This window comes from uncultured Ruthenibacterium sp. (assembly GCF_963558415.1).
In the GTDB taxonomy this organism is placed as follows: Bacteria; Bacillota; Clostridia; order Oscillospirales; family Ruminococcaceae; genus Ruthenibacterium.
The window spans coordinates 26,080-50,539 of sequence record NZ_CAUWGY010000011.1 but is presented as its reverse complement, the minus strand read 5'-3'; the positions used below and the strand labels follow the sequence as shown (position 1 = coordinate 50,539).

The 24,460-nt window shown below is 48.8% G+C and carries 26 protein-coding genes; 20 read left to right on the top strand and 6 right to left on the bottom strand.

All coding sequences use genetic code 11. The annotated features are described in order from the left end of the window. The 5 genes from AB5H98_RS03460 to AB5H98_RS03440 form a co-directional block, all read left to right on the top strand. On the top strand, nt 1-435 hold a 435-nt coding region (locus AB5H98_RS03460; protein ID WP_367924523.1), incomplete at its 5' end, for a DUF308 domain-containing protein. 133 nt (nt 436-568) lie between these two features. After that, a complete protein-coding gene (locus tag AB5H98_RS03455) occupies nt 569-1,261 on the top strand; it encodes a 5-bromo-4-chloroindolyl phosphate hydrolysis family protein (protein WP_367924522.1) in 693 nt (230 codons plus the stop codon). Between the two features lie 41 nt (nt 1,262-1,302). Beyond that, nucleotides 1,303-2,478 carry a toxic anion resistance protein gene (locus AB5H98_RS03450; RefSeq protein ID WP_367924521.1) on the top strand — a complete coding sequence of 392 codons (1,176 nt, stop codon included), beginning with the start codon at nt 1,303-1,305 and terminating at the stop codon, nt 2,476-2,478. 33 nt (nt 2,479-2,511) lie between these two features. Next, a complete protein-coding gene (locus AB5H98_RS03445; protein ID WP_367924520.1) occupies nt 2,512-3,045 on the top strand; it encodes a hypothetical protein in 534 nt (177 codons plus the stop codon). Further along, nucleotides 3,042-3,941 (top strand): YgcG family protein, encoded by a 900-nt coding sequence (locus tag AB5H98_RS03440; RefSeq protein ID WP_367924519.1) that lies wholly within the window; start codon nt 3,042-3,044, stop codon nt 3,939-3,941. Before AB5H98_RS03445 ends, AB5H98_RS03440 begins: the two co-directional genes overlap by 4 nt. A 58-nt stretch (nt 3,942-3,999) precedes the next feature. Here AB5H98_RS03440 and AB5H98_RS03435 read toward each other — a convergent pair whose 3' ends face one another. Together AB5H98_RS03435 and AB5H98_RS03430 are read right to left on the bottom strand one after the other, a co-directional pair. Then, a complete protein-coding gene (locus AB5H98_RS03435) occupies nt 4,000-4,776 on the bottom strand; it encodes a type III pantothenate kinase (protein WP_367924518.1) in 777 nt (258 codons plus the stop codon). 3 nt (nt 4,777-4,779) lie between these two features. Further along, a complete protein-coding gene (locus AB5H98_RS03430) occupies nt 4,780-5,451 on the bottom strand; it encodes a nucleotidyltransferase domain-containing protein (protein ID WP_367924517.1) in 672 nt (223 codons plus the stop codon). A 183-nt stretch (nt 5,452-5,634) separates the two neighbouring features. Here AB5H98_RS03430 and AB5H98_RS03425 point away from each other — a divergent pair, with 183 nt between their 5' ends. The 8 genes from AB5H98_RS03425 (at nt 5,635) to rsmA (ending at nt 13,636) form a co-directional block, all read left to right on the top strand. Then, complete coding sequence (locus AB5H98_RS03425; protein WP_367924516.1) at nt 5,635-6,336, top strand: DUF4830 domain-containing protein; 702 nt, start codon at nt 5,635-5,637, stop codon at nt 6,334-6,336. Between the two features lie 96 nt (nt 6,337-6,432). Further along, a complete protein-coding gene (locus AB5H98_RS03420) occupies nt 6,433-7,176 on the top strand; it encodes a pseudouridine synthase (protein WP_367924515.1) in 744 nt (247 codons plus the stop codon). 222 nt (nt 7,177-7,398) lie between these two features. Further along, nucleotides 7,399-8,484, top strand: a complete 1,086-nt coding sequence (locus AB5H98_RS03415) for a PucR family transcriptional regulator (protein ID WP_367924514.1) — start codon at nt 7,399-7,401, stop codon at nt 8,482-8,484. A gap of 134 nt (nt 8,485-8,618) precedes the next feature. Further along, the gene (gene ftsE / locus AB5H98_RS03410; RefSeq protein WP_367924513.1) at nt 8,619-9,320 is read left to right on the top strand and encodes a cell division ATP-binding protein FtsE; all 702 of its coding nucleotides are present in this window, start codon (nt 8,619-8,621) and stop codon (nt 9,318-9,320) included. Then, nucleotides 9,317-10,240, top strand: coding sequence for a permease-like cell division protein FtsX (gene ftsX, locus AB5H98_RS03405; protein ID WP_367924512.1), 924 nt, complete (start codon nt 9,317-9,319; stop codon nt 10,238-10,240). The genes ftsE and ftsX overlap by 4 nt, the downstream gene beginning before the upstream one ends. A gap of 19 nt (nt 10,241-10,259) precedes the next feature. Continuing rightward, nucleotides 10,260-11,432, top strand: coding sequence for a murein hydrolase activator EnvC (locus tag AB5H98_RS03400; RefSeq protein WP_367924511.1), 1,173 nt, complete (start codon nt 10,260-10,262; stop codon nt 11,430-11,432). A gap of 21 nt (nt 11,433-11,453) precedes the next feature. Beyond that, nucleotides 11,454-12,725 (top strand): S41 family peptidase, encoded by a 1,272-nt coding sequence (locus AB5H98_RS03395; RefSeq protein WP_367924510.1) that lies wholly within the window; start codon nt 11,454-11,456, stop codon nt 12,723-12,725. A 56-nt stretch (nt 12,726-12,781) separates the two neighbouring features. Continuing rightward, the gene (gene rsmA / locus AB5H98_RS03390; RefSeq protein WP_367924509.1) at nt 12,782-13,636 is read left to right on the top strand and encodes a 16S rRNA (adenine(1518)-N(6)/adenine(1519)-N(6))-dimethyltransferase RsmA; all 855 of its coding nucleotides are present in this window, start codon (nt 12,782-12,784) and stop codon (nt 13,634-13,636) included. Nucleotides 13,637-13,856: 220 nt separating this feature from the next. Here the strand turns inward: rsmA and AB5H98_RS03385 are convergent, their stop codons facing one another. The 4 genes from AB5H98_RS03385 to AB5H98_RS03370 form a co-directional block, all read right to left on the bottom strand. Continuing rightward, a complete protein-coding gene (locus tag AB5H98_RS03385; protein ID WP_349214782.1) occupies nt 13,857-13,988 on the bottom strand; it encodes a hypothetical protein in 132 nt (43 codons plus the stop codon). Nucleotides 13,989-14,084: 96 nt separating this feature from the next. Further along, nucleotides 14,085-15,080: a helix-turn-helix transcriptional regulator gene (locus AB5H98_RS03380; protein WP_367924508.1), complete on the bottom strand. Its 996-nt coding sequence runs from the start codon at nt 15,078-15,080 to the stop codon at nt 14,085-14,087. A gap of 12 nt (nt 15,081-15,092) precedes the next feature. Continuing rightward, complete coding sequence (gene gluQRS, locus AB5H98_RS03375; RefSeq protein ID WP_367924507.1) at nt 15,093-16,061, bottom strand: tRNA glutamyl-Q(34) synthetase GluQRS; 969 nt, start codon at nt 16,059-16,061, stop codon at nt 15,093-15,095. Between the two features lie 17 nt (nt 16,062-16,078). After that, nucleotides 16,079-16,672 (bottom strand): N-acetyltransferase family protein, encoded by a 594-nt coding sequence (locus AB5H98_RS03370; RefSeq protein WP_367924524.1) that lies wholly within the window; start codon nt 16,670-16,672, stop codon nt 16,079-16,081. A 255-nt stretch (nt 16,673-16,927) separates the two neighbouring features. Here AB5H98_RS03370 and AB5H98_RS03365 point away from each other — a divergent pair, with 255 nt between their 5' ends. From AB5H98_RS03365 to AB5H98_RS03335, 7 genes are all read left to right on the top strand, one after another. Beyond that, nucleotides 16,928-17,656, top strand: a complete 729-nt coding sequence (locus AB5H98_RS03365; RefSeq protein WP_367924506.1) for a lysophospholipid acyltransferase family protein — start codon at nt 16,928-16,930, stop codon at nt 17,654-17,656. 13 nt (nt 17,657-17,669) lie between these two features. Further along, nucleotides 17,670-18,404, top strand: coding sequence for a hypothetical protein (locus tag AB5H98_RS03360; protein WP_367924505.1), 735 nt, complete (start codon nt 17,670-17,672; stop codon nt 18,402-18,404). A gap of 1 nt (nt 18,405) precedes the next feature. Beyond that, nucleotides 18,406-18,570, top strand: a complete 165-nt coding sequence (locus tag AB5H98_RS03355; RefSeq protein ID WP_367924504.1) for a hypothetical protein — start codon at nt 18,406-18,408, stop codon at nt 18,568-18,570. 38 nt (nt 18,571-18,608) lie between these two features. Further along, the gene (locus tag AB5H98_RS03350) at nt 18,609-19,433 is read left to right on the top strand and encodes a hypothetical protein (protein ID WP_367924503.1); all 825 of its coding nucleotides are present in this window, start codon (nt 18,609-18,611) and stop codon (nt 19,431-19,433) included. A 197-nt stretch (nt 19,434-19,630) separates the two neighbouring features. After that, the gene (locus AB5H98_RS03345) at nt 19,631-20,278 is read left to right on the top strand and encodes a CopG family transcriptional regulator (protein WP_367924502.1); all 648 of its coding nucleotides are present in this window, start codon (nt 19,631-19,633) and stop codon (nt 20,276-20,278) included. A 42-nt stretch (nt 20,279-20,320) separates the two neighbouring features. Continuing rightward, entirely contained in the window at nt 20,321-22,915 is a 2,595-nt protein-coding gene (gene clpB / locus AB5H98_RS03340; protein WP_367924501.1) for an ATP-dependent chaperone ClpB, read from the top strand. A 135-nt stretch (nt 22,916-23,050) separates the two neighbouring features. After that, complete coding sequence (locus AB5H98_RS03335) at nt 23,051-24,397, top strand: MATE family efflux transporter (protein WP_367924500.1); 1,347 nt, start codon at nt 23,051-23,053, stop codon at nt 24,395-24,397. Nucleotides 24,398-24,460: the final 63 nt, after the last annotated feature.

Sequence of the window (24,460 nt, the reverse complement as noted above, 5' to 3'; positions counted from 1 at the left end):
TTGATGGGAGCATGTGTTCTGGTGCTTGGTATAGCGGAAATAGCCTATCGTATGGCCCTTCGTGCGGCTCATGAAGAAGGTGGCCCCCCTCTGCTCCAAGGAGTGGCGGCTCTTGCGGTAGGCGGTGTACTTTTGTTTAACCGCGATGTTTCCCTAGTGTTCATTGGAGTGGTTTTGGGAGGATGGATCATTGTCAGTGCCATGTTTCGGTTGCGCTTGGTTTGGAGAAACTGGCGCAGCGGGCTGCCTTGGCAAAGTGCAGCGGCAGATGCGGTGCTGAAATTGATTCTGGCGGGGTTTATGTTGCTGCGCCCTTTTAAAAGCATGGTCATGTGGACACGACTGGTAGGTGTATTCTTTCTGGTCGTGGGGATTTCTGTAATTGTGTCGGCTTTATATTTTGACCGTGCATTCCATGATATGGATGATTTTTAGCAGCTTTTTCAAAAGCCCCGCCAACGCGGGGCTTTTGCGTTTTTATGTCATGCAACGCTGTTTTCCTTGATTTCAATGGTCGGTGCATGCTATGATGGTCCCAAGAGAACGACCTCAGACAGGAGGGCGGAATATGCCGCAGGAAACCAATGGTATGATTGAAAAGAAAATTCCATCTGCGCTGCCAATTTATTTGGCTGCTGGCGCATTTTTAGTGTGTTCACTGTTTCTGCCGATTTATCAGATGTGGGCCATTGTGGTGGCTGGTGTAGTTTCGGGTGTGACGGGCATGGTTGCGCACAAAAAAATTCCACCTCGTACTGTACTGGTCCCTGCGCCGGAGCCTGTCTATCGCACTGGCAGCCAAGAATTGGATGCGCTTTTAGGCGATGCGCAGAAAAATTTAAAGGCGTTGCACGATTTGAATGTGCGTATTCCGGATGCTGCGCTGAGTGCATCCATCGAGCGCATGGAGACGGCTGGAGCATCCATTTTGCGGGAAATCGGGGACGCTCCTGATAAAGCTCGCTCGGTCCGTAAATTTCTCACATATTATTTACCCACTGCGGTAAAAGTGTTGTCCACGTATGCGGATTTGGCTGCGGCGGGTGCATCCGGGGAAAATGCCCGCGCTCTCACGCAGCAGGTAGAACAAAACGCACAGATCATTGCAAAGGCATTTGAAAGTCAGCTTGACTGTCTCTTTGCAGGCGAAGTATTGGATGTTTCTACCGATTTGGATGTGCTTGAAGCCATGGCAAAAAGCGATGGCCTTGTAAAGGAATCCGATTCAGACGAGCAACACAGACCCGGATTGCAATTGTAATTAAAAACGCGAGAATATAGAAACGAAAGGACGAAATCAATATGGAACAGCAAAAACCGGATTTGACCCTGGATACACCCAGCTTGACGCTGGAACAGCCCGCACCCAGCCTGACACTGGACACCGCTCCCGCCACGCCTGCGGATCAGAAGGCCGCACAAGAACAAGTAGATCCGGTGGTTCTGGATGAACAGAGTTTGTCGGAGGAAGAACGTCGTCAAGTGGAAGAATTTTCCGAGAAAATTGATTTGACCAATTCCACACAAGTGTTGCAATATGGCGCCGCAAGCCAGAAAAAAGTGGCGGATTTTTCGGAGAGTGCGCTAGAGAATATCCGCACAAAGGACTTGGGCGAAGTGGGCGATATGATTACGGGCCTTGTTACAGAGTTAAAAGGCTTTGATGCCACAGCCGAGCAGCCCAAAGGAATTTTAGGATTCTTTAAAAAGGCGGGCAATCAGATTGAGGAGTTAAAGACCCGTTACGCTAAAGCGGAAACCAATGTTGAGCGTATCGAAGGGATGTTGCAGGATCATCAGGTTCAGCTTTTGAAGGATATCGCCATGCTGGACAAGATGTATGAAATGAACATGGTCTATTATAAAGAGCTGACCATGTACATTGTGGCCGGCAAGAAAAAGCTGGCAGATGTGCGCAACAACGAACTGCCCAAACTGGTGGAAAAGGCGAAGGCCACCGGTCTTGCCGAGGATGCACAGGCGGCGAAGGATCTGGAAGATATGTGTACGCGCTTTGAAAAGAAGTTGTATGATTTGCAGTTGACTCGTACAGTTTCGATTCAGATGTCGCCGCAAATCCGTCTGATTCAATCCAATGATACCATGATGGCGGAAAAAATTCAGACGTCCATCGTCAATACCATCCCGCTGTGGAAGAGCCAGATGGTGCTCAGCTTGGGATTGGCTCATTCTCAGCAAGCCATTGAGGCTCAGCGTGCAGTTACGGACATGACCAATGAGCTGCTGCGTAAAAATGCTCAGGCATTAAAACAGGGAACAATCGAGGCGGCCAAGGAGTCCGAACGCGGTGTAGTAGATTTGGAAACTCTGAAACAGACCAATCAGAATTTGATTGAGACTTTGGATGAGGTAGTGAAGATTCAGACCGAAGGCCGCGCCAAACGTGCTGCTGCAGAAGTGGAGCTGGGCCGTATTGAGGGAGAGCTGAAAGCCAAACTGCTGGAGATGGCAAAGTAAAAAACGATTCAGACCGCAGAGAGGAACGATTCCATGAAACAAACCATACTGGAAAACCGAAAATTGGCGGCCGTAGTTTTGTGTATCACAGTAGTGGTTAGCCTGTTGGGCATTGGAAGCATGAAGGTACGGTCGGTTGGAAATGCGCCGCTGGAGTATTATAACAGCAATATGGCGGCGGATTTTGCGGCTCGGGAAACAGCGGCGGGTTCGCTGATCGCATTGGCTGAGGAAAGTGGCGTAGACGATGGTTTGGTACAGCGCGCGCAGGCTGCTTTGGATGCGAGCTGCGAAGCGGATGAGCCATCTGCACGTTATTCTGCAGGTGTGACGATGAAAACGGCAGTGGAACTGATGTACAACGCCATGCCTTCCGATGAACGAGACAAAACAGGAAGTCCGGCACAGATGGCGTGGTCGGAATTTACAAGTCGGACGGCAATTCTGTCTCATGCGGTTCCGGAATACAATGAATTAGCACGACAGGCAGCCGGAAAGCTATCGGGATTTCCAGCTTCTGTTTTAGCGAAAGTTGTGGGCGTCAGCCCGGAGGAGATGGTGGCATGAAAGGAAAACGATTGGCGGCGCTAGTGGTGACGCTGGCTTTGGCGGTGATGTTCTGCACACCGTCTCTGGCCCTTTTGAGCCCTACTTCAGATTTTTATGTCAATGATAGTGCGAACGTTTTGGATAGCAGTACAGAACAGGAAATCGTAGAGAAAAACGATTATTTGTACGCTGCCTGCGGCGCGCAAATCGTTGTGGTCACAGTAGAGGATACTGAAGGTCTGGGCGCAGCAGAATATTCTTATCAATTGGCCAATGACTGGGGAATTGGTTCGGCCAAAGCTAACAACGGTGTCCTTTTGCTTTTATCGATTGGCGAACAGGATTACCAGTGCATTCAGGGCTCTGGTCTTGAGGATTTGCTGCCGACTATGACGCTTAGTCGAATCCTTCAGGAGGATTTGGAGCCTGATTTTGCCGCGGGAGATTACGACGCGGGAGTTCAGAAAACGTTTGATACACTTTATAATCAAGTTTGTTCCATTTATGGGCTGGATCCGAGTGGACAGGTGACAGGGACAGTTCCACCGGTGCGAGAGCAGTCTACCGGCTTACTGAGCCTGGGAGCAGCGGCGCTGTTTGTGCCGTTGGGGGCTCTGATTTTGGTGATTGTGGTGCTTTCTTTCCTTCGTCCGGTCCGATATCGCAGATACCCATTTTATGGGCATCCGCCGCGCCGTCCTTATCGGCGGCCAGGTCCACCCCCGCCTCCACCGGGTTCTTGGGGTGGCCCGATGTTTGGAAATTCCATTCGGCGTCCTCCGCGTCCTGGCGGCGGTTTTCGTAGCGGCGGTGGCGGCAGCTTCCGTTCTGGCGGAAGTTTCCGTTCTGGTGGTGGCTTCCGCGGTGGCGGCGGTGGCGGTTTCCGTGGTGGTGGAGCCGGTCGTGGCCACTAAAAAAATGAATGCAAAAGGCCGTTTCACGCTGATTACGTGAAACGGCCTTTTTGTGTTTTTAATTAGAAATCGAACGGTTCATCCGCCATACTTGGTACAGCCCATCTAAAAGCAGAGTGGGAACCAATTTCACTTCTCGCCGGCAATGAGGTACGATCATTCCCGCAATGCCACCGGTGGCCAGAACAGTTTTGATTTCTCCAAGCTCCGCCTCAAACCGATCCAACATCCCATCCAGCATGCTTGCGGTGCCTAGGACAATTCCGCTCTGCATACTCTCCACGGTAGTTCGGCCAATGGCATGAGCCGGTGGGCAGAGCGCCATGCCTCCCAGTTGACTGGCTCCGCTGACCAAGGCGTTAAGACTCAGTACTACACCGGGCATAATGCTTACACCGCAGACATGCCCCTGCGCATCGACTGCCGTCATTTTGGTAGCGGTTCCAAGATCCAGTACGACGGCCGGAAGAGCATAGGAGGCCCGTGCAGCAATGGCACCGGCCAGAAGATCGTCACCTAACTCCGGCGGATTGGCAATGTCTACTTTTACACCCGTTTTTAACTGCTGGGAGAGAACCAAGGGAACCGAGTTGCAAAGTGTGCTCAATGCTTTACACATGGTTTGAGTGATTTGCGGTACTACGCTGGATAGAACCACATCTTTTATATTTTCCAGAGAAATGTGATATAAGCTCAAAATGCCTTTGATTTGCAAGGCGTATTGATCCGCCTCAAGATTTTTATCTGTAGAAAGGCGGGTGCAGAAAACAAGATGGTCCTGTTCATATCCACCCATGACAATATTGGTATTTCCGATATCCACCGCAAGAATCATTTTTTACACCTCCTGTTGGTTTTGGGATGCCAGGAGTCCCTGGCTCCAAAGAAGAAGTTGACGTGACATAGGCTCAAAATCTACTTCGCCTTCGTGGCGCAGAAGCGCCGCGGTGCCAAGAATCGCACGTTCCCGTGGCCCGGCGGCCTGAGCAAGTGTGCGATGCTGCTTGACGTAATGCCCTGTCTCCAGGTAGTAGACTGCTTGTACCACAAAGCAGGCTGATTTATAAAGGTTTCGCAAGAGATCTTCGCTGCGGTCGTACAAAAGGTTGTGTACGCATGCATGATACAATGTTCCTGCACCGGTGCGGACCGCAGCGCGAGCTTCGCGTGTTCCCACAGGTCCTGCCAAGTTCCACAAACTTCCGAAAAAAGGAAGCGTATCGAAACAAAGTTGAAACCGTTCCCCCGGATCCCATCCGGAAAGTTCTGCCTTTCCGCTCAGAAACCCGCAGGCCTTTTCACGGTGGGGCAGGGTGTCCAGAACGTTTCGGTAGCGAACGATGTCCGCAGGAGCCAAACGATCTAAGATTACCACCAGATCTAAATCACTGTCTACACCGGCCTCGCCACGGGCGTAGCTGCCTTGTAATCCTATAAAAAGCACACGGCTGCCAAATTCCCTTTGCAATGCATTTTGAAATTGTTCCATCCAGACACTAACTTCAATCATAAAGATCCTCCGCATCGTTGCTGCTTCATATTTTATCATACCTTTATCCCAAAGTCATGCATTTATAGGCATACAGCATATATGTAAGTAAAAAAGTGGGATAAACCGAGACGCGGCTTCATACAAATGCAATAGACAGGGCGGCACGCCCGCCTGATGAATCTGCAAGGAGGGAACAGTGGAATGTTTGTTTGTACGTTACGCAAAGGCGGGCTGAAAAAGCTGGCGGCAGTGTGTGTATGCGGTGTGGCGCTGGCAGCCGTTGCAATTGGAGTGGGAAAGATTTGGCAGGAGCAAGATGCAGTGGATACGGCCGGACAGCCCAGCATGGCGCAGCAGATTACCGGCGCACAGGATTTGACCACGTTTTTGGCTGGATATGGCCTTGAAGTGGATCCAACCAGCGCGGAAGTAACTGCAGTGAAAATTCCGCGCAAGTGGGATGAAAGTTTTGAGGCGTTTCATGATGTGGTGAAACAAAGCGGCTTTGAACTGACCAAGTGCAAAAATAAAGAGGTGGATAAGTGGGTAGTACCCGTTCCAGCTCAGAGCACAGAAGAGCTTAAAACATATGCGGTCGTGTTGGTTTATCAAAACGAGCCAAAAGGTGCCTATTTGCTGCAAAAGCCATCGGGTGAAGTTCTGCCGTTGACGCCGAAAACCGCTTCTACTGCTGCATTGACCGAGGAAGAGATTGCGGCGAATGCGGGATTTGGCGAGTCGGCAGTTACTCAGGAGACAGCCGCCCAGACCGAGGGTGAGGTCAGTCAGGAAACGGCCGCGCAACCCGAAGGGGAGGCCGGCCAGGAAGTAGCCGCGCAACCTGAGCAGTCGGATGCTCAGGAGACGGCAGTGATTCCCGAGGATGCTTATCCTACGGATTGATTTGAAGGAGTACCTCTCAAGCCTCGGCTCCGGCTTTGCCGGCCGAGGCTTTTGTGATATACTGGGAGCAAAGGATCTTTGTTGGAGGAGCTCCCAATGCGGTTGGATAAATTTGTGGCGCAGGCAGCACAACTTACAAGAAATGAAGCGAGAAACGCTATTCGGCGAGGCGAGGTCACGGTAAACGGCGAGGTTTGCAAAAAAGCGGATTGTTCCGTAGAACAGGACAGAGAAATCTGCCTGTCCGGGCGACCGCTGCTTTTGGTTTCGCATGTTTATATCATGCTGGATAAACCCAAGGGGGTCGTCAGCGCTTCTCGGGATCGAGCAGATAGAACGGTTGTAGATTTTGTAAAGAATGATTATCCCCGCAGGGAATTGTTTCCAGCGGGGCGTTTGGACAAAACAAGTACGGGATTTGTACTTGTGACAGATGACGGCGTTTTTGCCCATGATATTTTGTCTCCCCGCAGACATGTCTCAAAAACCTACGAGGTGGAGCTGGATACACCCGTGACGGAGGAAATGATTCTTGGATTTAGCCAGGGAGTGCGCCTTGCGGATGGTGAGACGATGATGCCCGCCGGGCTGACTGTGGGCGAAAAAGGGCCTTGCAGCGCAGTGGTAGAGCTGCGTCAAGGCGTTTATCATCAGATAAAACGGATGTTTGGTGTATATGGAGCGGGTGTGTGCGAACTGCGAAGAGTGGCAATCGGCGGCCTTGCGCTGGATCCGAATTTAGGAGCTGGGGGATTCAGAGAAATAACTCAAGAGGAACTGAAAAAAATTACGGACGTACGTTTACAGAGTTTTCAAAAAAACAACACAACTGTGCTTTAAGATAAAAAGGAATTCGGCATTTCAGGCTCGTTTTCCCAATTTACACAATAAACACCGGTTTATTTTGTTTAAATATGTTGCAAAAGACAGAAGTATTGTGTAAAATAGAGAGCATAGCGGCACCTTATTGTTTATTTTCACCATTTGGCCGGAACCAGCGTCCGCCGGGGTGAACCGGAAAACAATGGACCATATCATCAAAAAAGAAGGGAAAAGGGGTTTATGGCGAACAGGGTTTTTCAGGGCGTGGTCTATCAAATGAAGGATGCAATCGACCGGATGGTCGGCGTCGTCGACGAAACAGGTACGATTATTTCCTGCTCGGATTTAAACCGTATCGGCGAGGTGCGGGACGGAATCGCGTCTGACCGCCTTACTGCCGGCGATACCTTTGTAAGGGACGGATATACTTACCATTTGTTCAGCTCCAATAAGCGCAATGATTATGCGGTAATGGTGGAAGGAACGGACGAGCCTGCCAGCCGGTATGCGGCGCTTTTGGCGATTAGCCTGCAGAATATTAAGCAGTACCACGATGAAAAATTCGACAAGGCGAATTTTATTAAAAATGTGGTGTTGGATAATATTCTTCCGGGAGATATCTATGCAAAAGCACGTGAGCTGCATTTTGCCACAGATGTATCTCGTGTGGTGCTTTTGATTCGCGTAACCAGTGGAGCAGATATTTCCGCGTACGATGTGGTGTCCAGCTTGTTCCCGGATAAGCAGAAAGACTTTGTGTTTAACATCAGCGAGAATGACACTGTGTTGGTGAAGGAGATCAAGCGCGGAATCGATCAGCGCGACTTGGAAAAACTCGCATCCAGTATCGTAGATACGCTGAATGGCGAGCACTACATAAAGGCAGTAGTGGGTATTGGAACACCCATTGCAAACGTCAAGGATTTGGCTACGAGCTTCAAAGAAGCGCAGATTGCCATGGAAGTTGGCAAAGTTTTTGATACGGAGCGCTCAATTGTCAGCTACGATAATCTGGGAATTGCCCGCCTGATTTATCAGCTTCCCACTACATTGTGTGAGATGTTCCTGAAGGAAGTTTTCAAACAAGGAAGCATTGAGAGTTTGGATGCAGAAACACTGTTTACCATCCAGCGATTCTTTGAAAATAATCTGAATGTATCTGAGACGAGCCGCGGCCTGTTTGTACACCGTAATACATTGGTGTATCGTTTGGAAAAGATCAAGAAACTCACAGGACTGGATTTGCGAGAATTTGACGACGCCATTGTGTTCAAAGTGGCTTTGATGGTCAAAAAATACCTGAGTGCAAATCCGGCGAAATATTAAACGCCTACCGCTGCGGCGCAATCTGTTTTCGCCGCAGCGGCAATTTTGTTCATCGGCGTAAATATGTGCAATATTTTGTCGTTGACAAGCGTGTTTGTTGTGAGGGATTTGGTTGTAAGGATTGGAGTTAGGAAATGATCCGTTTTGAGAATGTAAAAAAAGTATACGAAGCGACTGGGAAAAATCCTGAGATCGTGGCGCTACAAAATGTGAATTTACATATCCGAAAAGGAGAATTTGTATTTGTTCTGGGCCATTCCGGCGCGGGAAAAAGCACATTTTTGAAATTGATCCTTCGTGAAGAAGTTGCCACAGAGGGAAGAGTCATTGTCAATGGCCGAGATCTTTCTTCCATCAAATCGCGTGAAATTCCCTATTTGCGCCGAGGCCTGGGCGTTGTGTTCCAGGATTTTCGCCTCATTCCTACCATGACGGCGTATGAGAATGTGGCGTTTGCTATGCGCGTGACCAATATTTCAGAACGTCAAATCAAACGGCGTGTCCCGTATGTGTTGAATCTAGTAGGACTGGCGGAAAAGGCACATGCCTTGCCGCAGGAGCTTTCCGGTGGTGAGCAGCAGCGAATTGCGTTGGCGCGAGCGCTGGTTCACTCTCCACCCATTATTATTGCGGACGAGCCCACTGGAAATATCGATCCGGAGCTTTCGATAGAAATTATGGAGCTTTTGCAGGCCATTAACAGTGTGGGAACTACGGTTGTGGTTGTTACTCATGAGCGGGATCTGGCTTTGCGTTTTCATAAAAGAACCATCACGATCGACCATGGCGAGGTCATTGATGACGGCCTGAGCCGGACAAGGAGGGCCCGCGTATGAGATGGTCAAGCTTTAAATATCTGGTAAAGCAGGGTTGGCACAGCATGATTGCTAACCGGCTTATGACGCTGGCTTCCGTAGGTGTTCTGGCGGCATGTCTGTTTATCACAGGCGTAGCATTGCTTTTGAGCCTGAATGTCAATAGCTTTGTAGAAGGCTTGAGCGAACAGAATGAGGTTGAGTTCTTTCTTACGGATGAGACGACCGCTGACCAAGCCGCTCAACTGCAAACACAGATTTTGAGCATGGAAAATGTGTCGGAATGCCTTTACATCTCCAAGAGCCAGGCAGTGGAGGAGATGAAAGTATACTTAGGCGATGATGCCGGCGTTTTAAAAGATTATGAGGGCGAAGGAAATCCCGCGAATCCGCTGCCAGCGTCTTTCCGAGTCACGGTAGCAGACCTTTCGCTTTTGAGTGACACTGTTGAGCAAATTAAAAATTTGGCAGGTGCGGCGATTTCCAGCGTGCAGTCTCCTACGGAGCTTGGAACGACCTTGGTCAATCTGCAAAGAGTAGTTGGCACGGTGGGCTGGGGCCTGGTAATTGTGCTGGGCGTTATCAGCATCGTTGTTATCAATAATACGATTCGTTTGACCGTATTTGCGCGGCGCAAAGAAATCAATATCATGAAGTTTGTAGGCGCCACAAATGGGTTTATTCGTCTTCCGTTTTTTGTGGAAGGAATGACCGTTGGAGCCATCGCAGGGATTGTTGCATCGCTTTTAGTGGGCGGAGGTTACTACGGCCTTTTGAAAGCGTTGGGACAACCGGAGGCATCTTGGCTCAGTGAGTTTACTCGGTGCATGTTGCCCTTTAAGACGGTGATGCTGCCAATGGCAGGATTGTTTATTGTTTTTGGTATGGCCATCGGTAGCACGGGGTGCGCCACCAGCATTCGCAAGCATTTAAAAGTCTGATCAATTGGGAAGGAGAGCCATGGAAAAGAGAAAATGGATTGTACGTGCGGTGTGTATTGTTCTCACCGTTCTGATGACAGCCACTCTGTTGTTCCCTTTAGCGGGCATTGTATATGCAGATGAGGAAACACCTCAAGAGAAACTCGACCGTATTCAGCAGGAATTGCAAGATTTGGAAGATAAAATCGAAGAGACCGAGAATGATATTTCCAAACAGCAGGAGCTGAAACAGTATTACCAACAGCAGACGAACACCTTGAAGTCTCAGATTGAGGTGCTTAGTGCACAGATTACAGAGACCGAGGCGGCATTGAAGGTAAAACAGGAGGAATTGGGAAACAAAATTCTGGAAGTGGAGCAATCCAAAGAGGATTTTGAGGACCGTCTGGTGGCTATGTATGAAATGAGCCGTCAGAGCAATCTGAGTATTCTTTTGGGAATTTCGGACTTTTCGGAAATGCTGCGTTTTGCAGAAAATTTGCAGGCCATCAGCACCAGCGATACTCAGATGATTGAAAAGTTGAAGACAGAGCAGGCAGAGCTGGAAGCGCAAAAGGCAGAAGTAGAGACACTTCTGGCAGATTTGAGCGCTCAGAATGAGCAGTTGAATGCTTCTATGCAGCAGTATCAGCAGAGTGCTCAGCAGGCCGATGCGGCTATCAGCGCAGAAGAGGCAGAATTGGATTCACAGTCCGAGGAATACAAACAAAAGCAGGAAGAATATAAGCAAGCACAGAAAGAGTGGGCGGCCTGGGCAGGCTCCAATACAGGCCAAAGCTACGTTCTGGGAGATGGCACAGGCGAGTTTGCTTGGCCGATCCCGGGTTATACGACTTTGTCATCGGATTTCGGCACGGTTCGTTATATTTTCGGTGTGAAAGACGTACATCGCGGTATGGATGTTCCGGCCCCTGCTGGTACGCCTATTTATGCGGCGGCAGACGGAGTGGTGTCTACCACTGCTCACTGGAGCTACGGCATCTGCGTAAAGATTAGCCATTCTCCCAGTTTGGTTACGATTTATGGACATATGTCGGCACGAGCTGCGGGTATTACGGACGGCGTATTCGTCACCAAAGGTCAGTTGATCGGCTATGTGGGATCTACCGGTAACTCCACAGGCAACCACCTTCATTTTGAGGTGAATGTAAACGGCACGCCTGTCAGCGCTTGGCCATATCTCAGTAGCTGATGTCCGGGAAAGGAATCGAATATGAACAAAAAAATCACAGTCAATCTGGCATTGGCCATTGCCATTATTGCGATGACCGTGACCTTCGTCATCACGATGCTGCTGAGTATGAATCTATTTGATCGGACTGTCAGCAACGTGCGTGCCAAGGAGGTTATGTACAATAAAATCGCAGAAATCGACAAAAATGTACGCGCGAACTACTACGGCGAGATCAACAATGACTCTCTGTATGATTATCTGTGTGCGGGTTACATTGCCGGTATTGGCGATAAAAATGCAACGTATTATACGGCCAAACAGTACATGGAACTGCAAGGCATTCAAAATGGACAGGTCATTGGCGTGGGCGTAGATGTAGTGATGGACACCAGCGGTTATGCACGGGTGATTCGTTGCTACAAAGATAGTCCCGCGGCTCAGGCCGGTATAGAAAAGAACTGGTTTATTACAAAAATTGGCGATTCGGATGTAAAAAGACTGTCTCTTTCTCAAGTGAACAGTCAGCTTCGAGGAGAAGAAGGAACGACGGTCACATTGACTGTAATCAGCGCTACAGGTGAGGAACAAACCATTGAATTGCAGCGCCGCACATACGATATGCCGTCCATCGAGTATACTGTCCCATCCGGAAAGACAACAGGATATATTCAAATTAATAATTTTAACAGCAATACGGCCCAGGAAGTACAAACCGCTATTGATGAGATGTTGGCACTGGAAACGCCGATTCAAGCGATTGTATTCGATGTGCGCAACACGTCCGCAGGCGACTTAAACGCTGCTATGGACGTGGTCGATTTGCTGTGTCCCGTAGGACCAATTGCCAGCCAGCAGAACAAAGATGGAAGTGTAACGGTGCTGGACACCTCTGATAACAAAGAAGTGGACTTGCCGATGGCTGTATTGGTGAACGGAAATACTTCTTACAGTGCAGAATTGTTTGCAATTTCCATTCGAGAGTTTGGAAAAGGCAAAGTGGTCGGAACCCAAACTGCGGGAAAGGGTACTATTCAGTGTACACCTGTAACGCTGTCTGATGGGTCGGCAATCAGTTATACCGTTGGAGTGCTGTTGGACAAGGAAGGACAGAGCTTTGACGGAACAGGAATCACGCCGGATGTGGAAATTGCGCTGAAGGCGGATGAAGAGGCGAACTTCTATCAATTTACGGTGGATACGGATCCACAAATCTCTAAAGCGCTTGAGGCGGTAACTGCGATGCTTTCCAGTCAATCTGCCCAAAGCGGAGAGGATGCTTCTTTGGCTTCCACTAGTGTACCTGCCGCATAAACATGCAGTGCGCCGTCCGAAAGGGCGGCGTACGTTTTCAGGAAAGGAATGAATACGTGAACCTGACGGATCTCGCCGCGGTCAAAGCGTTGTGCGCGCGGCATGGTTTTCATTTGTCCAAAGGATTTGGACAGAATTTTATTGTTAATCCAGGCGTATGTCCCAAAATGGTGGAGGCCGCAGGTATTGACGAAAGCTGGGGTGTAGTGGAGATTGGTCCGGGCATTGGTGTGCTCACGAAGGAATTGGCTTTGCGGGCAGGAAAGGTTGTGGCCATTGAGGTGGACGATCGCCTGCCGCCCCTGTTGGAGGAGACGCTCGCAGATTTTGACAATGTTCGAATTGTAATGGGAGATGTTTTAAAGACGGATCTGGCGGCGTTGATTCGGCAAGAGATGTCTGGTTATCGGGTGGCGGTCTGTGCAAATCTGCCTTACTACATCACCAGTCCCATTGTGATGAAATTGTTGGAGGAACGTCTTCCCATTGAGCACATTACGGTGATGGTCCAAAAGGAAGCGGCGCAGCGATTGTGTGCCGCACCTGGTACCCGAGATGCGGGCGCTGTTAGTTATGCAGTGCATTATTACGCTGAGCCCAAAATTTTGTTTACCGTGCAGCCAGGAAGCTTTTTTCCGCCGCCCAAGGTTACAAGTGCAGTGATCCAGCTTCGTCTGCACGATGTGCCTGCGGTGTCTCCGGCAGATGAGAAAACAATGTTTCGGGTGATACGTGCTTCTTTCGGTCAACGGCGTAAGACGGTTGCGAATGCAGCCTCCGCAGGATTGGGAGTTCCAAAGCAGCAGGTGATAGCTGCCTTGGAAAAGGCGGGCGTTTCGTCAACAGCTCGGCCCGAGCAGTTGACACTGGCTCAATATGCGGCTTTTTCAGATGCCCTGGGGTCGGTGTGAGAAGCTGATAACAAGCGATTCAAACGTGGCTTGCAAAGTAGAATATTGCAATGCCCGGCTCCTGAGAGATATGTTGTGTGATAACCCTATCTCTTTTGTTAAGCGTGGTTTTTGAACGCCAATTCTTTTCAGACATCCGTATGCTGATGTCATCGGAGAGTTGACAGATATGATTTTGGAAAAGAAAAATGCCGGACTTTAAAGTCCGGCATTTTGTTTTTTATGCGGCATCTTCCCAATTGCGGTCCCAGTCGTCAAAGTGCCGCTCATGGGGTTCCTCTTCAAATGAATATACGCGAATTTCTTCTTCTTCAAATACGCCTTTGGGCGCTAACGCTGCCATCTTTACCATAAGGGCACATCCTTTCCTATACAACTCGTGTTTTCTGTGTCTTTAGTATAGGATATTAAGTGTCCAATAAATCGTACTTTTTATAAAAGGTTCAATTTATTCTTCGTATTGAGCCAGCATATCACGGCAAAATTTTGTGAATTCCTGTACAACGTCTGCTGGACCTAGCAAACGAACATCTTTTCCGAGTCCGGCGACCCAGCCCATAAATTGAGGGCTGATAACCGTTTGAATGTGAAGACGGAATCCGTCATCCCCGTCGGGAATCAAAATGACATCCCGACCAAATCGGTCAATCACGACTCCTGCCAGGTGGTTGGATAAACGAAGCGTTACATCTCGGGCTGTTCCGCTGAACATGCCGAAGGTGCGCTGTGCATAGGCTGCCATGTCTATATGTTCAAAAGCCTGTTGCCCTTGTCGCGGAGTATCTTCCAAAATACGAAGGGAAGCCATCTTGTCTGCACGGTAATGGCGAATGGTTTTGCTGGCTTGATCGAATGCAACGACATAATAGTTTTCGTTGTCCCAAACCAGTGCGTAAGGTGAGATTTGATAACGGCTTCCACCGTGGCGGTAACGAACGGATTTGTCTACTGTCCACTCAAAATACAAAAATGAGACTTGCCGATCCGCTGAGATGGCTGCATGAAGTTGATCGATGGTATAGTAAATGCTCTCGTTCATGCTCTTAACACGGCCTGCTACATACACTTGTCGTTGAAGCGATTGGGCTTCGTAGCGTGAAGTGAGACTTTCCAGTTTTTTGATTAATTCACGGCTTTTTTTGACCGATAGAAACTTGCTGGACTGGACGGCGTCCACCAACAGTTTCAGTTCTGGAAGTTCAAAGTCCCGATGTGCCAGACAATAACGACAAATATGACCTTCACGGATTTTTACAATGTCCAGTCCATAATCTTCCAAAGTTTTTAAGTCATCATAAATGCTTTTGCGTTCGGCGCTTACACCATGTTCCGCCAGTGAGTTGATCATTTGCTGGACAGTAAGACCATGTTGTTCATCGGTCTCGCGTCGAAGCAAGTCAGCAAGATATAAGAGTTTTTGTTTTTGATTTTCCGATTTTGCCATCGCATAGCTCCTTTACCAGTTTGATGTATCAATAATAACGTCTTGGCGTGGAATTTTATCCCATGAAAAAAGAGAAATCAAGTCATTTGGGGTACACTCTGCGTCGGAAGGAACCAGACCTGCCAGAAATCCCAGACGTCCGGTCAATTGTGCAGGTGTGTAACGTTTTCTCAGCGCTGACATATCTAAATCGTGTTCACGCTTTGAAAGTCTTCTTCCATCTTGCGCACACAGCAACGGTGTGTGTATGTAATCTGGCTGAGAAAGCCCCAGCAACGTTTGCAACCAGATTTGCCGGGGCGTAGAAGAGAGAAGATCTCTGCCGCGTACGATCTGCGTAACATTCATTCGCCCATCGTCCACCACCACCGCCAACTGATATGCGAATACACCGTCAGAGCGTCGGAGTAAAAAATCGCCACATTCACAACAAAGGTTCTGCTCTTTGAACCCATAAAGGCCATCTGTAAACTGAATCGTACAATCCGGAACGGCAACGCGAAGAGAAGGGCGTCGGCCGGATTGTTCCAAAGTCTTTCTTTGTTCCTGAGACAGGTGTCGGCAGCGGCCGGAATAAAGCACCGTGCCATCCGAAAGATGAGGGGCACTGGCTGTGTGCAGATCCGCGCGGGAACAATAGCATGGATAGATTTGTGCACGGTGGGAAATCTTTTTCAAAGCCTGCTCATACAACTCTGCGCACTCGCTTTGGAAATAGGGGGCATCGGTCTGTTTTTGGTCAGGGCCCTCGTCCCAGTCCAGACCAAGCCAGTGAAGATCATCCATCAATTGTTCGGCATATTCCGGACGACAGCGGTCGGTGTCTAAATCCTCAATGCGAAGGATCATGCTCCCTTTTTGACTGCGTACCGACAGCCACGCTAAAAGTGCGCACCAAATATTCCCAAGATGCATCCTTCCAGAAGGGCTAGGTGCAAAACGCCCGCGCACACACGGCGCGGGCAGACAAGTTTCTTTCATTTGCGTCTCGCTTTCCATTAGTCCGGCCGTGTAAGGCTTTGTGCCTTACAGAAAATCCGATGCAACTGTTGAGGATCCAATTTTAAAAAAGAAGTGGGTCGTTTGGGAGAGAGAGAGCAGGGATTGAGAGGAAGATAATAATATGCCAAATTCAGCCATTTTCCCAGTTTAAATCCTGCGTTGGGCAAACTCGCTGCCTCTAAAAAGCCCATGGCCTTATGAAAAGAAACGCTGGCAGAATTGGATTCCGTTACCAATGCGTAGCAACTGCAATATCCTTGCATTTTGAGAATTGCCAAAAGAGCACCATAAAGTGCTGTGCCTAAACCACGGCCCCGAGCATCTTCCGCCACATAGACAGATACTTGTGTGGTCCAATCATATCCGCTTCTCTCACCCAGACGAGCAGCATAAGCGTATCCAAGAATTGCACCTTCCTGTTCTGCCACGAGCCAAGGAAATCCAGCATCCTGGCAGCTTTGAAGTCTCTGAGCGAAAATCTGGCGCGATGGAAGTTCGCTTTCCCAACTGGCAGTGGAATTCAAAACGTAAGGGGCATAGATGGCCAACATCATTCCCACATCGGAGATTGCAGCAGGGCGTATGGTCACTGTTCCCAAAGCGACGCCTCCTCTCTATTCAAACGCAAAGTTATTTATATTATATCGCGGGGAAAAAGCTGAAACAACACAGGTACATGATTTTTCACAAACTCATGGTAATTTATACAAAAGAAAAGGAAAAAATTGAGCATTTTCCATAGCATTTTTGTCACAAAAAATACGCATTTTTGTGGGATAATCTGTACATTGACAGCTTTTTGCAGTATGATAGTATGGAATCTACAAAAAGCGAGGGAAGGAATCATGGCGATGTTACGCACGATCGTCTGGTTTGTATATTTTTTCGGAGCCCTGATTTTTTATATTCCTGATATGAAACGCGCGTCATCTTTGCGGGCGCGTGGTCAAGAGGATCAGGCACGTGCAATCATCGAAAAAGATGTACGCATGTGGGCAGGGACATTGATGAAATTAGCCGGTGTTACGGTGACTGTAACCGGGCAAGAAAATATTCCCAAAGACCGTGCGGTGGTTTTTACGCCCAACCATCAAGGGGATTATGACATCCCTTTGATGCTTTTATACTTGGACCGTCCGCATGCTTTGGTCGCAAAAGTGGAAACCGACCGCATTCCCTTGGTGCGCCAGTGGATGCGGCTTTTGGACTGTGTTTTTATTGACCGTGACAATGCGCGAAAATCCATGGAAGCAATGAATCAGGCAGGAGAGCTGGTTCGCCAGGGCAAAAGTGTGGTAGTGTTCCCGGAAGGGACACGTAGCAAAAGCGACCAAATGGGTGAGTTCAAAGCCGGTGCTTTCCGAATTGCCAGCAAAGTGGGTGCGGATGTGGTCCCGGTGGCGATCGATGGGAGTTATCGAATCATGGAGGCAAACGGCGGTTTAATGAAACCAGCCCATGTAAATGTGACTATTTTGCCGCCAATTCAAACGGAAGGACTGGATCGGGCAGCACTTAAGCGCCTTCCGGGTGAGGTGGCAGCTCAAATTGCCTGTGCAAAACAGCACGGCTGAAAGGAGAACAATCATGGCAAGTGCCCGTTATACATTGAATATTACGCCAGATGAACCAGATGAACCGCAAAAACCAATGACACCAAAGCAAAAATGGGAAAACTTTTGGTTTTATCACAAATGGCATCTTCTGGTCGGAGCATTGGTGCTTTTTCTGGTGGGAACACTGGTTTGGGAGGTGGTCACCAATGTGGAGGCAGATTATACCATTGGTGTGCTCACCAGCAAATCACTGCCGTACAATGCAGAAATCACATTATCTGAGAAAATAGCAGAGCTTTGTGATGACCGCAACGGAGACGGAACGGTAGAAGTGCAAGTGATCGAATATTGGATCAGCGATGATCCGGTCGATGCCAATACCCAGATGGCAATGGTGACAAAGTTCATAGGAGATATTCAAACCGGTGAAAGCATGTTGTTTTTGACCGATGATGTGGACAAGTTCCAGAAGCAGTATGGGATTTTTGCTTACAATGATGGAACTTCTCCGGAAGACTATGAAACAGCGGATACGGAAGGAATGGGCGTGCTGTGGAGCGAGTGTCCGGCGCTGACTGCTTTGGATTTGGGAAATACCGAAGAATTGGATGGTTCTGAAGGCGTTCCTCTTCAGGATGTGATGAAAGATTACACGCTGGTCAAGCGCGTTTACACAGACAGTGTGCTGGAGGGCGACGAAGAGCTTACGGCTTATTATAACAGTGCAGTGAGTTTGTTCGATGCGTGGACACAAAAGGAGGCATGAGATGTTCTGGCTTTTGGTATTAGGCTTTGTGATTTTAGTGGTTTTGGGCATTTTGGTTTTGGCGGCGGTTCGCGCCAGCCGTTCTCAGCCTGCACAAGTAGAATCCACGCCTACTCAACAGACTGGAAATCCATATCGTCGTTTTTACGATTATAAGAAAAAATAAATTACAAGGGGCGAGTGCGGCTCGCGAAGGAGATCAACATGGGATTGTTTAATTTTAATCTGAATAAAGAGGGCCCGGGCGTTCCGAAAGATGCACCGAAAAAAAAGGGTGCAGCACGCTTCTTTGAAATCTTTACTCGAGATTTTTCTCAAATATGGCTTTCGAATCTTTTGCTTTTGGTGTGTGCGGTTCCAATGATAACGGCGGTGCTTTTTAGCTTTCTGTTTTGGCAATATCTCGGTGTGGTAGCTATTGCGGCCGTTGTATTTTTGCTGTCCAATGTCTTATTGGGGCCTGCGCTTGCTTCTATGCATACAATTTTGGTCAAACAGCTTTGCGATGAACCTTGCTTTTTTTGGCATGAATATAAAAAGGCGTGGAAAAGCTGCTGGAAACAGGCAATTCCGGTTAGTATGCTGTTCAGCGCCATCTGCGGTATGGAATGTGCCGCGGGCATCATTCATCTGCTTACGGCAGAGAAACCAAGCGCCATTCTTTTGGGAATGGTTCTTTTGGGATTGTACATTGCTGTGACCAGTTGGCTCTATGCTACAATTCAACTGACACAGATGGATATGAAAATCGGGCCTATGCTCAAAAATAGTCTTTTGCTTACAATGGGCTTTTTGAAGCGCTCATTGCCTGCGGGACTTGTGATTTTGGTATCGGTTACCGTTTTGGTTGGATTTATCCCCTGGCCGATTACATTTTTGCTGGCAATGGTTGGTGTTCCGGCGATTGTTGCTCTTGTGGCGGATATGTGGGCCTGGCCGGTCATTGAACAGGTGTTTCATATCTCTGAGTTGCGTGCGGAGCGCCGTGAAAAACAGCGTGCTGAAGAAGAAGCTGCTGCTCAAGTTTAATATGGTATTGGATTTTTAAGAGAGGATTTTAAATCCTCTCTTTTTTTGTGCAAAACAGATGTTTTGATTTTTTTCTTCTGTTTAGGGAATCCTGTTTGCAGAATAGAATTTGTGAACTTTGTAAGAACATTTATATAATTCGATTGACAAATTATTTTGTGAGTGATACTATTTATTCGTAGAAAGAAGGTGTACACATGCAGAAAAGCGTATACAGTTTGGTTCTTATGGACGATGTAGTAGCGGCGGTTGACCGCCTTGCCTATCAACAGGGCACCAGTCGGTCGAATATGATCAACCGCATTTTGGCCGAGTATACCCAGATGGTTACGCCGGAGCAGCGAATGCAAGATATTTTCAGTGCCATCAGTGCGGTGATGAATAGCCAAAGTGCATTGCAGCCTATGCTGTCGGCCAGCGAAGCCATGTACAGTGTGCGCAGTGCGTTGCAGTACAAGTATAATCCCAGTGTTCGTTACGTGGTGGAATTGTATCCCCATGCAGGCGAGGAGCTGGGCGAATTTCGTGCACAGCTTCGCACGCAAAATCCCACGTTGCTTTTGTACCTGAGTCAGTTTTATAAGTTGTGGGCAAAATTGGAAAATGCGTGTCTGCACGGTCCGCAGCGAAGTTATCAAGCATCAAGCGGCCGGTATACACGGGTGTTGCGTACACCAGAGGACCTTTCGGCGGAACAGTTAGGGGAGGCACTGGCTTCCTATGTGCGACTGTTTGATACTTGTCTGAAAGCGTTTTTTGACGATTTGACTGATGCGGACCAGGCCGTGCGTGCCGTGCAGCGCGCCTATACCGTTGGCTTGGACGAAGTAACGGCTCAATTGTAGTATATATCGTTTTTTATTGATTATTAAGAGGAGTGTGAATGTATGGATGCACAAAAAATGACACAAAAGTCTCTGGAGGCTTTGCGTGCCGCCCAGAGCCTGGCCGTGGAATATGAGAACCAGGCGCTGTGCCCGGAGCATCTGTTCTGCGCGCTTTTGAATCAGCAGGACGGCCTTATCGGCCAGTTGTTCAGCAAGATGGGGGTCGAGCCGGGAAATTTGGCGGCCGCCTTTGCAAACAAAGTAAGCCAGTTGCCCCATGTTACAGGGAGCGGACGGGAACCGGATAAAGTTTATATTACTCCGGAGTTGGATAAAGCTTTGACTGCCGCAGAGAAAACGGCTCAGAATATGAAGGACGAATACGTGTCCGTAGAGCATTTGGCCTTGGGCATGATGGAGGCGCCCAATGCGGCTGTTAAAGAGGTAATGCGTCAGTTCTCCATTGATAAGAGCGAATTTTTAAAAGTGCTTGCTCAAGTGCGTGGGAACCAACGTGTGACCAGCGATAATCCCGAGAGTACGTATGATGTATTGACCAAGTACGGTCAGGAACTGGTCAGTCTGGCTCGCCAACAGAAGCTGGATCCGGTGATTGGCCGTGATGCAGAAATTCGAAATGTGATTCGGATTTTGAGTCGTAAGACCAAAAATAACCCGGTGCTCATTGGCGAACCCGGCGTGGGCAAAACAGCCATTGCAGAAGGTCTGGCACAGCGTATTGTTCGCGGAGATGTTCCAGAGAATCTGAAGGATCGTAAGGTTTTCAGTTTGGACATGGGTGCTCTTGTGGCGGGTGCCAAATACCGCGGCGAATTTGAAGAGCGTTTGAAAAGTGTTTTGCAGGAAGTAAAAAAGAGCGAGGGACAGATTATTCTGTTTATCGACGAACTGCACACCATTGTGGGTGCGGGAAAGACCGACGGTGCGATGGATGCAGGCAACTTGCTTAAACCGATGTTGGCTCGAGGCGAATTGCATTGCATCGGAGCTACGACCCTAAATGAATACCGCCAATACATTGAGAAGGATCCGGCGTTGGAGCGTCGGTTCCAACCGGTAATGGTGGATGAACCCACTGTGGAAGATACCATTTCAATTTTGCGTGGTTTAAAAGAAAGATATGAAGTGTTCCACGGCGTAAAAATTCAGGATGGCGCTCTTATTGCAGCGGCTGTGTTGTCAAATCGATATATCTCCGATCGTTTCCTGCCGGACAAGGCCATCGACTTGGTGGACGAAGCATGCGCTATGATTCGTACCGAGATGGATTCTGCCCCGGCAGAACTGGACGACTTGCGTCGAAAGATCATGCAGCATGAAATCGAAGAAGCAGCGCTCAAGAAGGAAACTGACCAGTTGTCGAAAGAGCGGCTCGAGGCCTTGCAAAAAGAGCTGGCTGCCATGCGAGATGAGTTTAAGGCCATGAGCGCCAAATGGGAAAACGAGAAAGCTGCCATTGGCAAGGTACAGAAACTGCGTGAAGAAATCGAACGCGTGAATGGTGAAATTGCCAAAGCGGAACGGGAATATGATCTGAACAAGGCGGCCGAGCTAAAGTATGGCCAGCTACCCAGCTTGCAAAAACAACTGGAAGAAGAGGAAAAAAAGGCAGAGTCCGTTGAGAAAAATGCCACGTTGCTGCGTGATAAAGTTACCGAGGAAGAAATTGCCCGGATCATTGCCCGCTGGACCGGTATTCCAGTGGCGAAACTGATGGAGGGTGAGCGAGAGAAACTTCTTCACTTGGACAGCATTCTGCATCAGAGAGTTATTGGTCAGAATGAAGCGGTGGAAAAGGTTACCCAGGCCATCCTGCGCAGTCGTGCAGGCATTGCGGATGAGAATCGACCCATTGGCAGCTTTTTGTTCTTAGGCCCCACAGGCGTGGGCAAAACAGAGTTAGCCAAAGCTTTGGCTGAGTGCCTGTTTGACGATGAAAAGAACATTGTGCGTATCGATATGACGGAATATATGGAGAAGTTCAGTGTATCGCGTTTGATCGGTGCGCCTCCGGGATATGTGGGTTATGAAGAGGGCGGCCAACTTACAGAGGCGGTCCGTCGCAAACCTTACAGCGTGGTGCTATTTGACGAGATCGAAAAAGCCCATCCGGATGTTTTCAATATTTTGCTCCAGGTGTTGGACGATGGTCGCATCACCGATAGCCAAGGACGTACGGTGGACTTTAAGAATACCATCATTATTTTGACTTCGAACTTGGGTTCTCCGTATATTTTAGACGGCATTGAGAATGGTGAAATTACACCTGCGGCTCGCGCTCAGGTAGATGCTCTGCTCAAACAGTCCTTCCGGCCGGAATTTTTGAACCGCTTGGACGAGATTGTCTACTACAAACCACTGACCAAAGAAGAGATTGGCAGTGTGGTGGATCTGATGCTTAAAAGTTTGCGCCAGCGTCTGGCCGATAAGCAGTTGGCGCTGAACGTTACTCCTGCGGCAAAGCAGGCCATTGTAGACGGAGGATACGACCCCATTTACGGTGCTCGTCCGCTGAAGAGATATATCCAGCAAAAGGTAGAGACACTTGTAGCTCGGCACATTATTGCCGATGACCCTGCTCCCGGTGAGACTTTGACCGTGGATGCTAAAAATGGCGAATTGGTACTTTGCTAATATTGCTAACCCCGGCGCATAGGCGCCGGGGTCTTTTTTGTACAAAAATATATTGTTGAAACCCGCCAGGTTCAGCGTTCTGACCTCTGTGAATGTTACGCGTACCGCTGTATAATGGCATGCGGAGGGATGGAAGTGAACACAACCAAATTGGATTATTCGGTGTCTGCATTGGTCCGCATGAGCTGGCCTGTGTTCATCGAACTCTTATTGCAGCTCTTGGTGGGCAATATGGACCAGGTCCAGCTCAGTCATTTCAATGAGACCGCCGTTGCTGCCGTTGGCAATGCAAATACTGTGATTACTGTGGTACAACTCACTTTTACCGTCATCAGTATGGCGGCCACCATTCTCGTCACCCAATACCGAGGGGCCGGCCGTATGGAGATTGTAGGGCAAATTTATACGTTGTCACTTTGTGTCAACGGGATCCTGGCGGCGGCACTGGCCGGATGTTTACTTGCCTTTACCGAACCACTGCTGGGATTGATGCAGGTGCCGGCCGAACTTTTGGGCGAGGCAGCGATTTATCTGCGCATTACGGCGTTGGCACTGCCTTTTCAGGCGCTGATGCTCACCTTTTCGGCTTTTCTGCGGGCAGGTGCTCACATGAAGATCATTATGTGGATTACGGGCCTTGTAAATGTGTGCAATATTGTCGGAAATGCGGTGCTCATCAACGGATGGGGACCATTCCCTCGGCTAGGTGCGGCAGGTGCGGCATTGTCCTCCAGTATCTTCCGGGCGGTAGGTATGTTGCTCATGGCTTTTGCTTTTTTCCGGGTAGTACAAGGGGCCCGAGTTTCTTTCTCCGATTTAAATCCTATGCCATGGTCTCTTTTGCGTCGGTTGTTGGCCATTGGCCTGCCCGCTGGTGGAGAAAGTCTATCGTATAACTTGTCTCAGGCAAGCTGTCTTGTGTTTGTAAACCTAATGGGAACGTACGTAGTTACCACGCGTATGTATACGGCCATGTTTGCCAACTGCATTTACATGCTGGTTATGGCCGTAGCACAGGCCGGTCAGGTATTAGTGGGGTATTTGGTGGGTGCCCGGGATATGGATGGAACTCATAAATGTACGATGCGTGTTCTGAAGCTGTCCTGTCCAATTACTGTGGGTTTGGCTGCGGTTGTGGCTTTGGCAGGCGGCAGTTTGTTCGGATTGTTCACCGTAGACGAGCGTGTCATTGCTCTTGGTCAGCAGGTGTTGATCGTAGAGGTGTTGCTGGAAGTAGGACGTTCGGTCAATATTGTATTGGTGCGCCATTTGCAAGCTGCCGGCGATGTACGCTTCCCTGTGGTTTTGGGAATAGTATGCCAATGGCTTATTGGTGTGGGTCTTGGCTGGCTGTTGGGGGTATACTTAGGTTGGGGCCTCATCGGTTTATGGGTGGCTTTTGCCGCCGATGAAAACATTCGTGCCGTTGTGCTGTTTGGGCGTTGGATGAGTGGTAAGTGGCGTACGATGAAGACTATTTAAAAAATAGCAAACGTTTGGGCGTTTGAATTTTGAAAAAACTTTGGTTTTAACACAAGCTCTTAT

What these genes read in the sequence shown, in the direction of transcription:
- ftsX (WP_367924512.1), top strand. Translation starts at nt 9,317, where the DNA reads ATGAGATGGTCAAGCTTTAAATATCTGGTAAAGCAGGGTTGGCACAGC.
- AB5H98_RS03355 (WP_367924504.1), top strand. Translation starts at nt 18,406, where the DNA reads ATGTTCTGGCTTTTGGTATTAGGCTTTGTGATTTTAGTGGTTTTGGGC.
- gluQRS (WP_367924507.1), bottom strand. Translation starts at nt 16,061, where the DNA reads ATGAAAGAAACTTGTCTGCCCGCGCCGTGTGTGCGCGGGCGTTTTGCA.
- AB5H98_RS03455 (WP_367924522.1), top strand. Translation starts at nt 569, where the DNA reads ATGCCGCAGGAAACCAATGGTATGATTGAAAAGAAAATTCCATCTGCG.
- ftsE (WP_367924513.1), top strand. Translation starts at nt 8,619, where the DNA reads ATGATCCGTTTTGAGAATGTAAAAAAAGTATACGAAGCGACTGGGAAA.
- AB5H98_RS03360 (WP_367924505.1), top strand. Translation starts at nt 17,670, where the DNA reads ATGGCAAGTGCCCGTTATACATTGAATATTACGCCAGATGAACCAGAT.
- AB5H98_RS03350 (WP_367924503.1), top strand. Translation starts at nt 18,609, where the DNA reads ATGGGATTGTTTAATTTTAATCTGAATAAAGAGGGCCCGGGCGTTCCG.
- AB5H98_RS03380 (WP_367924508.1), bottom strand. Translation starts at nt 15,080, where the DNA reads ATGGCAAAATCGGAAAATCAAAAACAAAAACTCTTATATCTTGCTGAC.
- AB5H98_RS03365 (WP_367924506.1), top strand. Translation starts at nt 16,928, where the DNA reads ATGGCGATGTTACGCACGATCGTCTGGTTTGTATATTTTTTCGGAGCC.
- AB5H98_RS03420 (WP_367924515.1), top strand. Translation starts at nt 6,433, where the DNA reads ATGCGGTTGGATAAATTTGTGGCGCAGGCAGCACAACTTACAAGAAAT.
- AB5H98_RS03425 (WP_367924516.1), top strand. Translation starts at nt 5,635, where the DNA reads ATGTTTGTTTGTACGTTACGCAAAGGCGGGCTGAAAAAGCTGGCGGCA.
- AB5H98_RS03400 (WP_367924511.1), top strand. Translation starts at nt 10,260, where the DNA reads ATGGAAAAGAGAAAATGGATTGTACGTGCGGTGTGTATTGTTCTCACC.
- AB5H98_RS03445 (WP_367924520.1), top strand. Translation starts at nt 2,512, where the DNA reads ATGAAACAAACCATACTGGAAAACCGAAAATTGGCGGCCGTAGTTTTG.
- AB5H98_RS03395 (WP_367924510.1), top strand. Translation starts at nt 11,454, where the DNA reads ATGAACAAAAAAATCACAGTCAATCTGGCATTGGCCATTGCCATTATT.
- AB5H98_RS03440 (WP_367924519.1), top strand. Translation starts at nt 3,042, where the DNA reads ATGAAAGGAAAACGATTGGCGGCGCTAGTGGTGACGCTGGCTTTGGCG.
- AB5H98_RS03415 (WP_367924514.1), top strand. Translation starts at nt 7,399, where the DNA reads ATGGCGAACAGGGTTTTTCAGGGCGTGGTCTATCAAATGAAGGATGCA.
- AB5H98_RS03450 (WP_367924521.1), top strand. Translation starts at nt 1,303, where the DNA reads ATGGAACAGCAAAAACCGGATTTGACCCTGGATACACCCAGCTTGACG.
- AB5H98_RS03435 (WP_367924518.1), bottom strand. Translation starts at nt 4,776, where the DNA reads ATGATTCTTGCGGTGGATATCGGAAATACCAATATTGTCATGGGTGGA.
- AB5H98_RS03345 (WP_367924502.1), top strand. Translation starts at nt 19,631, where the DNA reads ATGCAGAAAAGCGTATACAGTTTGGTTCTTATGGACGATGTAGTAGCG.
- AB5H98_RS03430 (WP_367924517.1), bottom strand. Translation starts at nt 5,451, where the DNA reads ATGATTGAAGTTAGTGTCTGGATGGAACAATTTCAAAATGCATTGCAA.
- clpB (WP_367924501.1), top strand. Translation starts at nt 20,321, where the DNA reads ATGGATGCACAAAAAATGACACAAAAGTCTCTGGAGGCTTTGCGTGCC.
- AB5H98_RS03385 (WP_349214782.1), bottom strand. Translation starts at nt 13,988, where the DNA reads ATGGTAAAGATGGCAGCGTTAGCGCCCAAAGGCGTATTTGAAGAAGAA.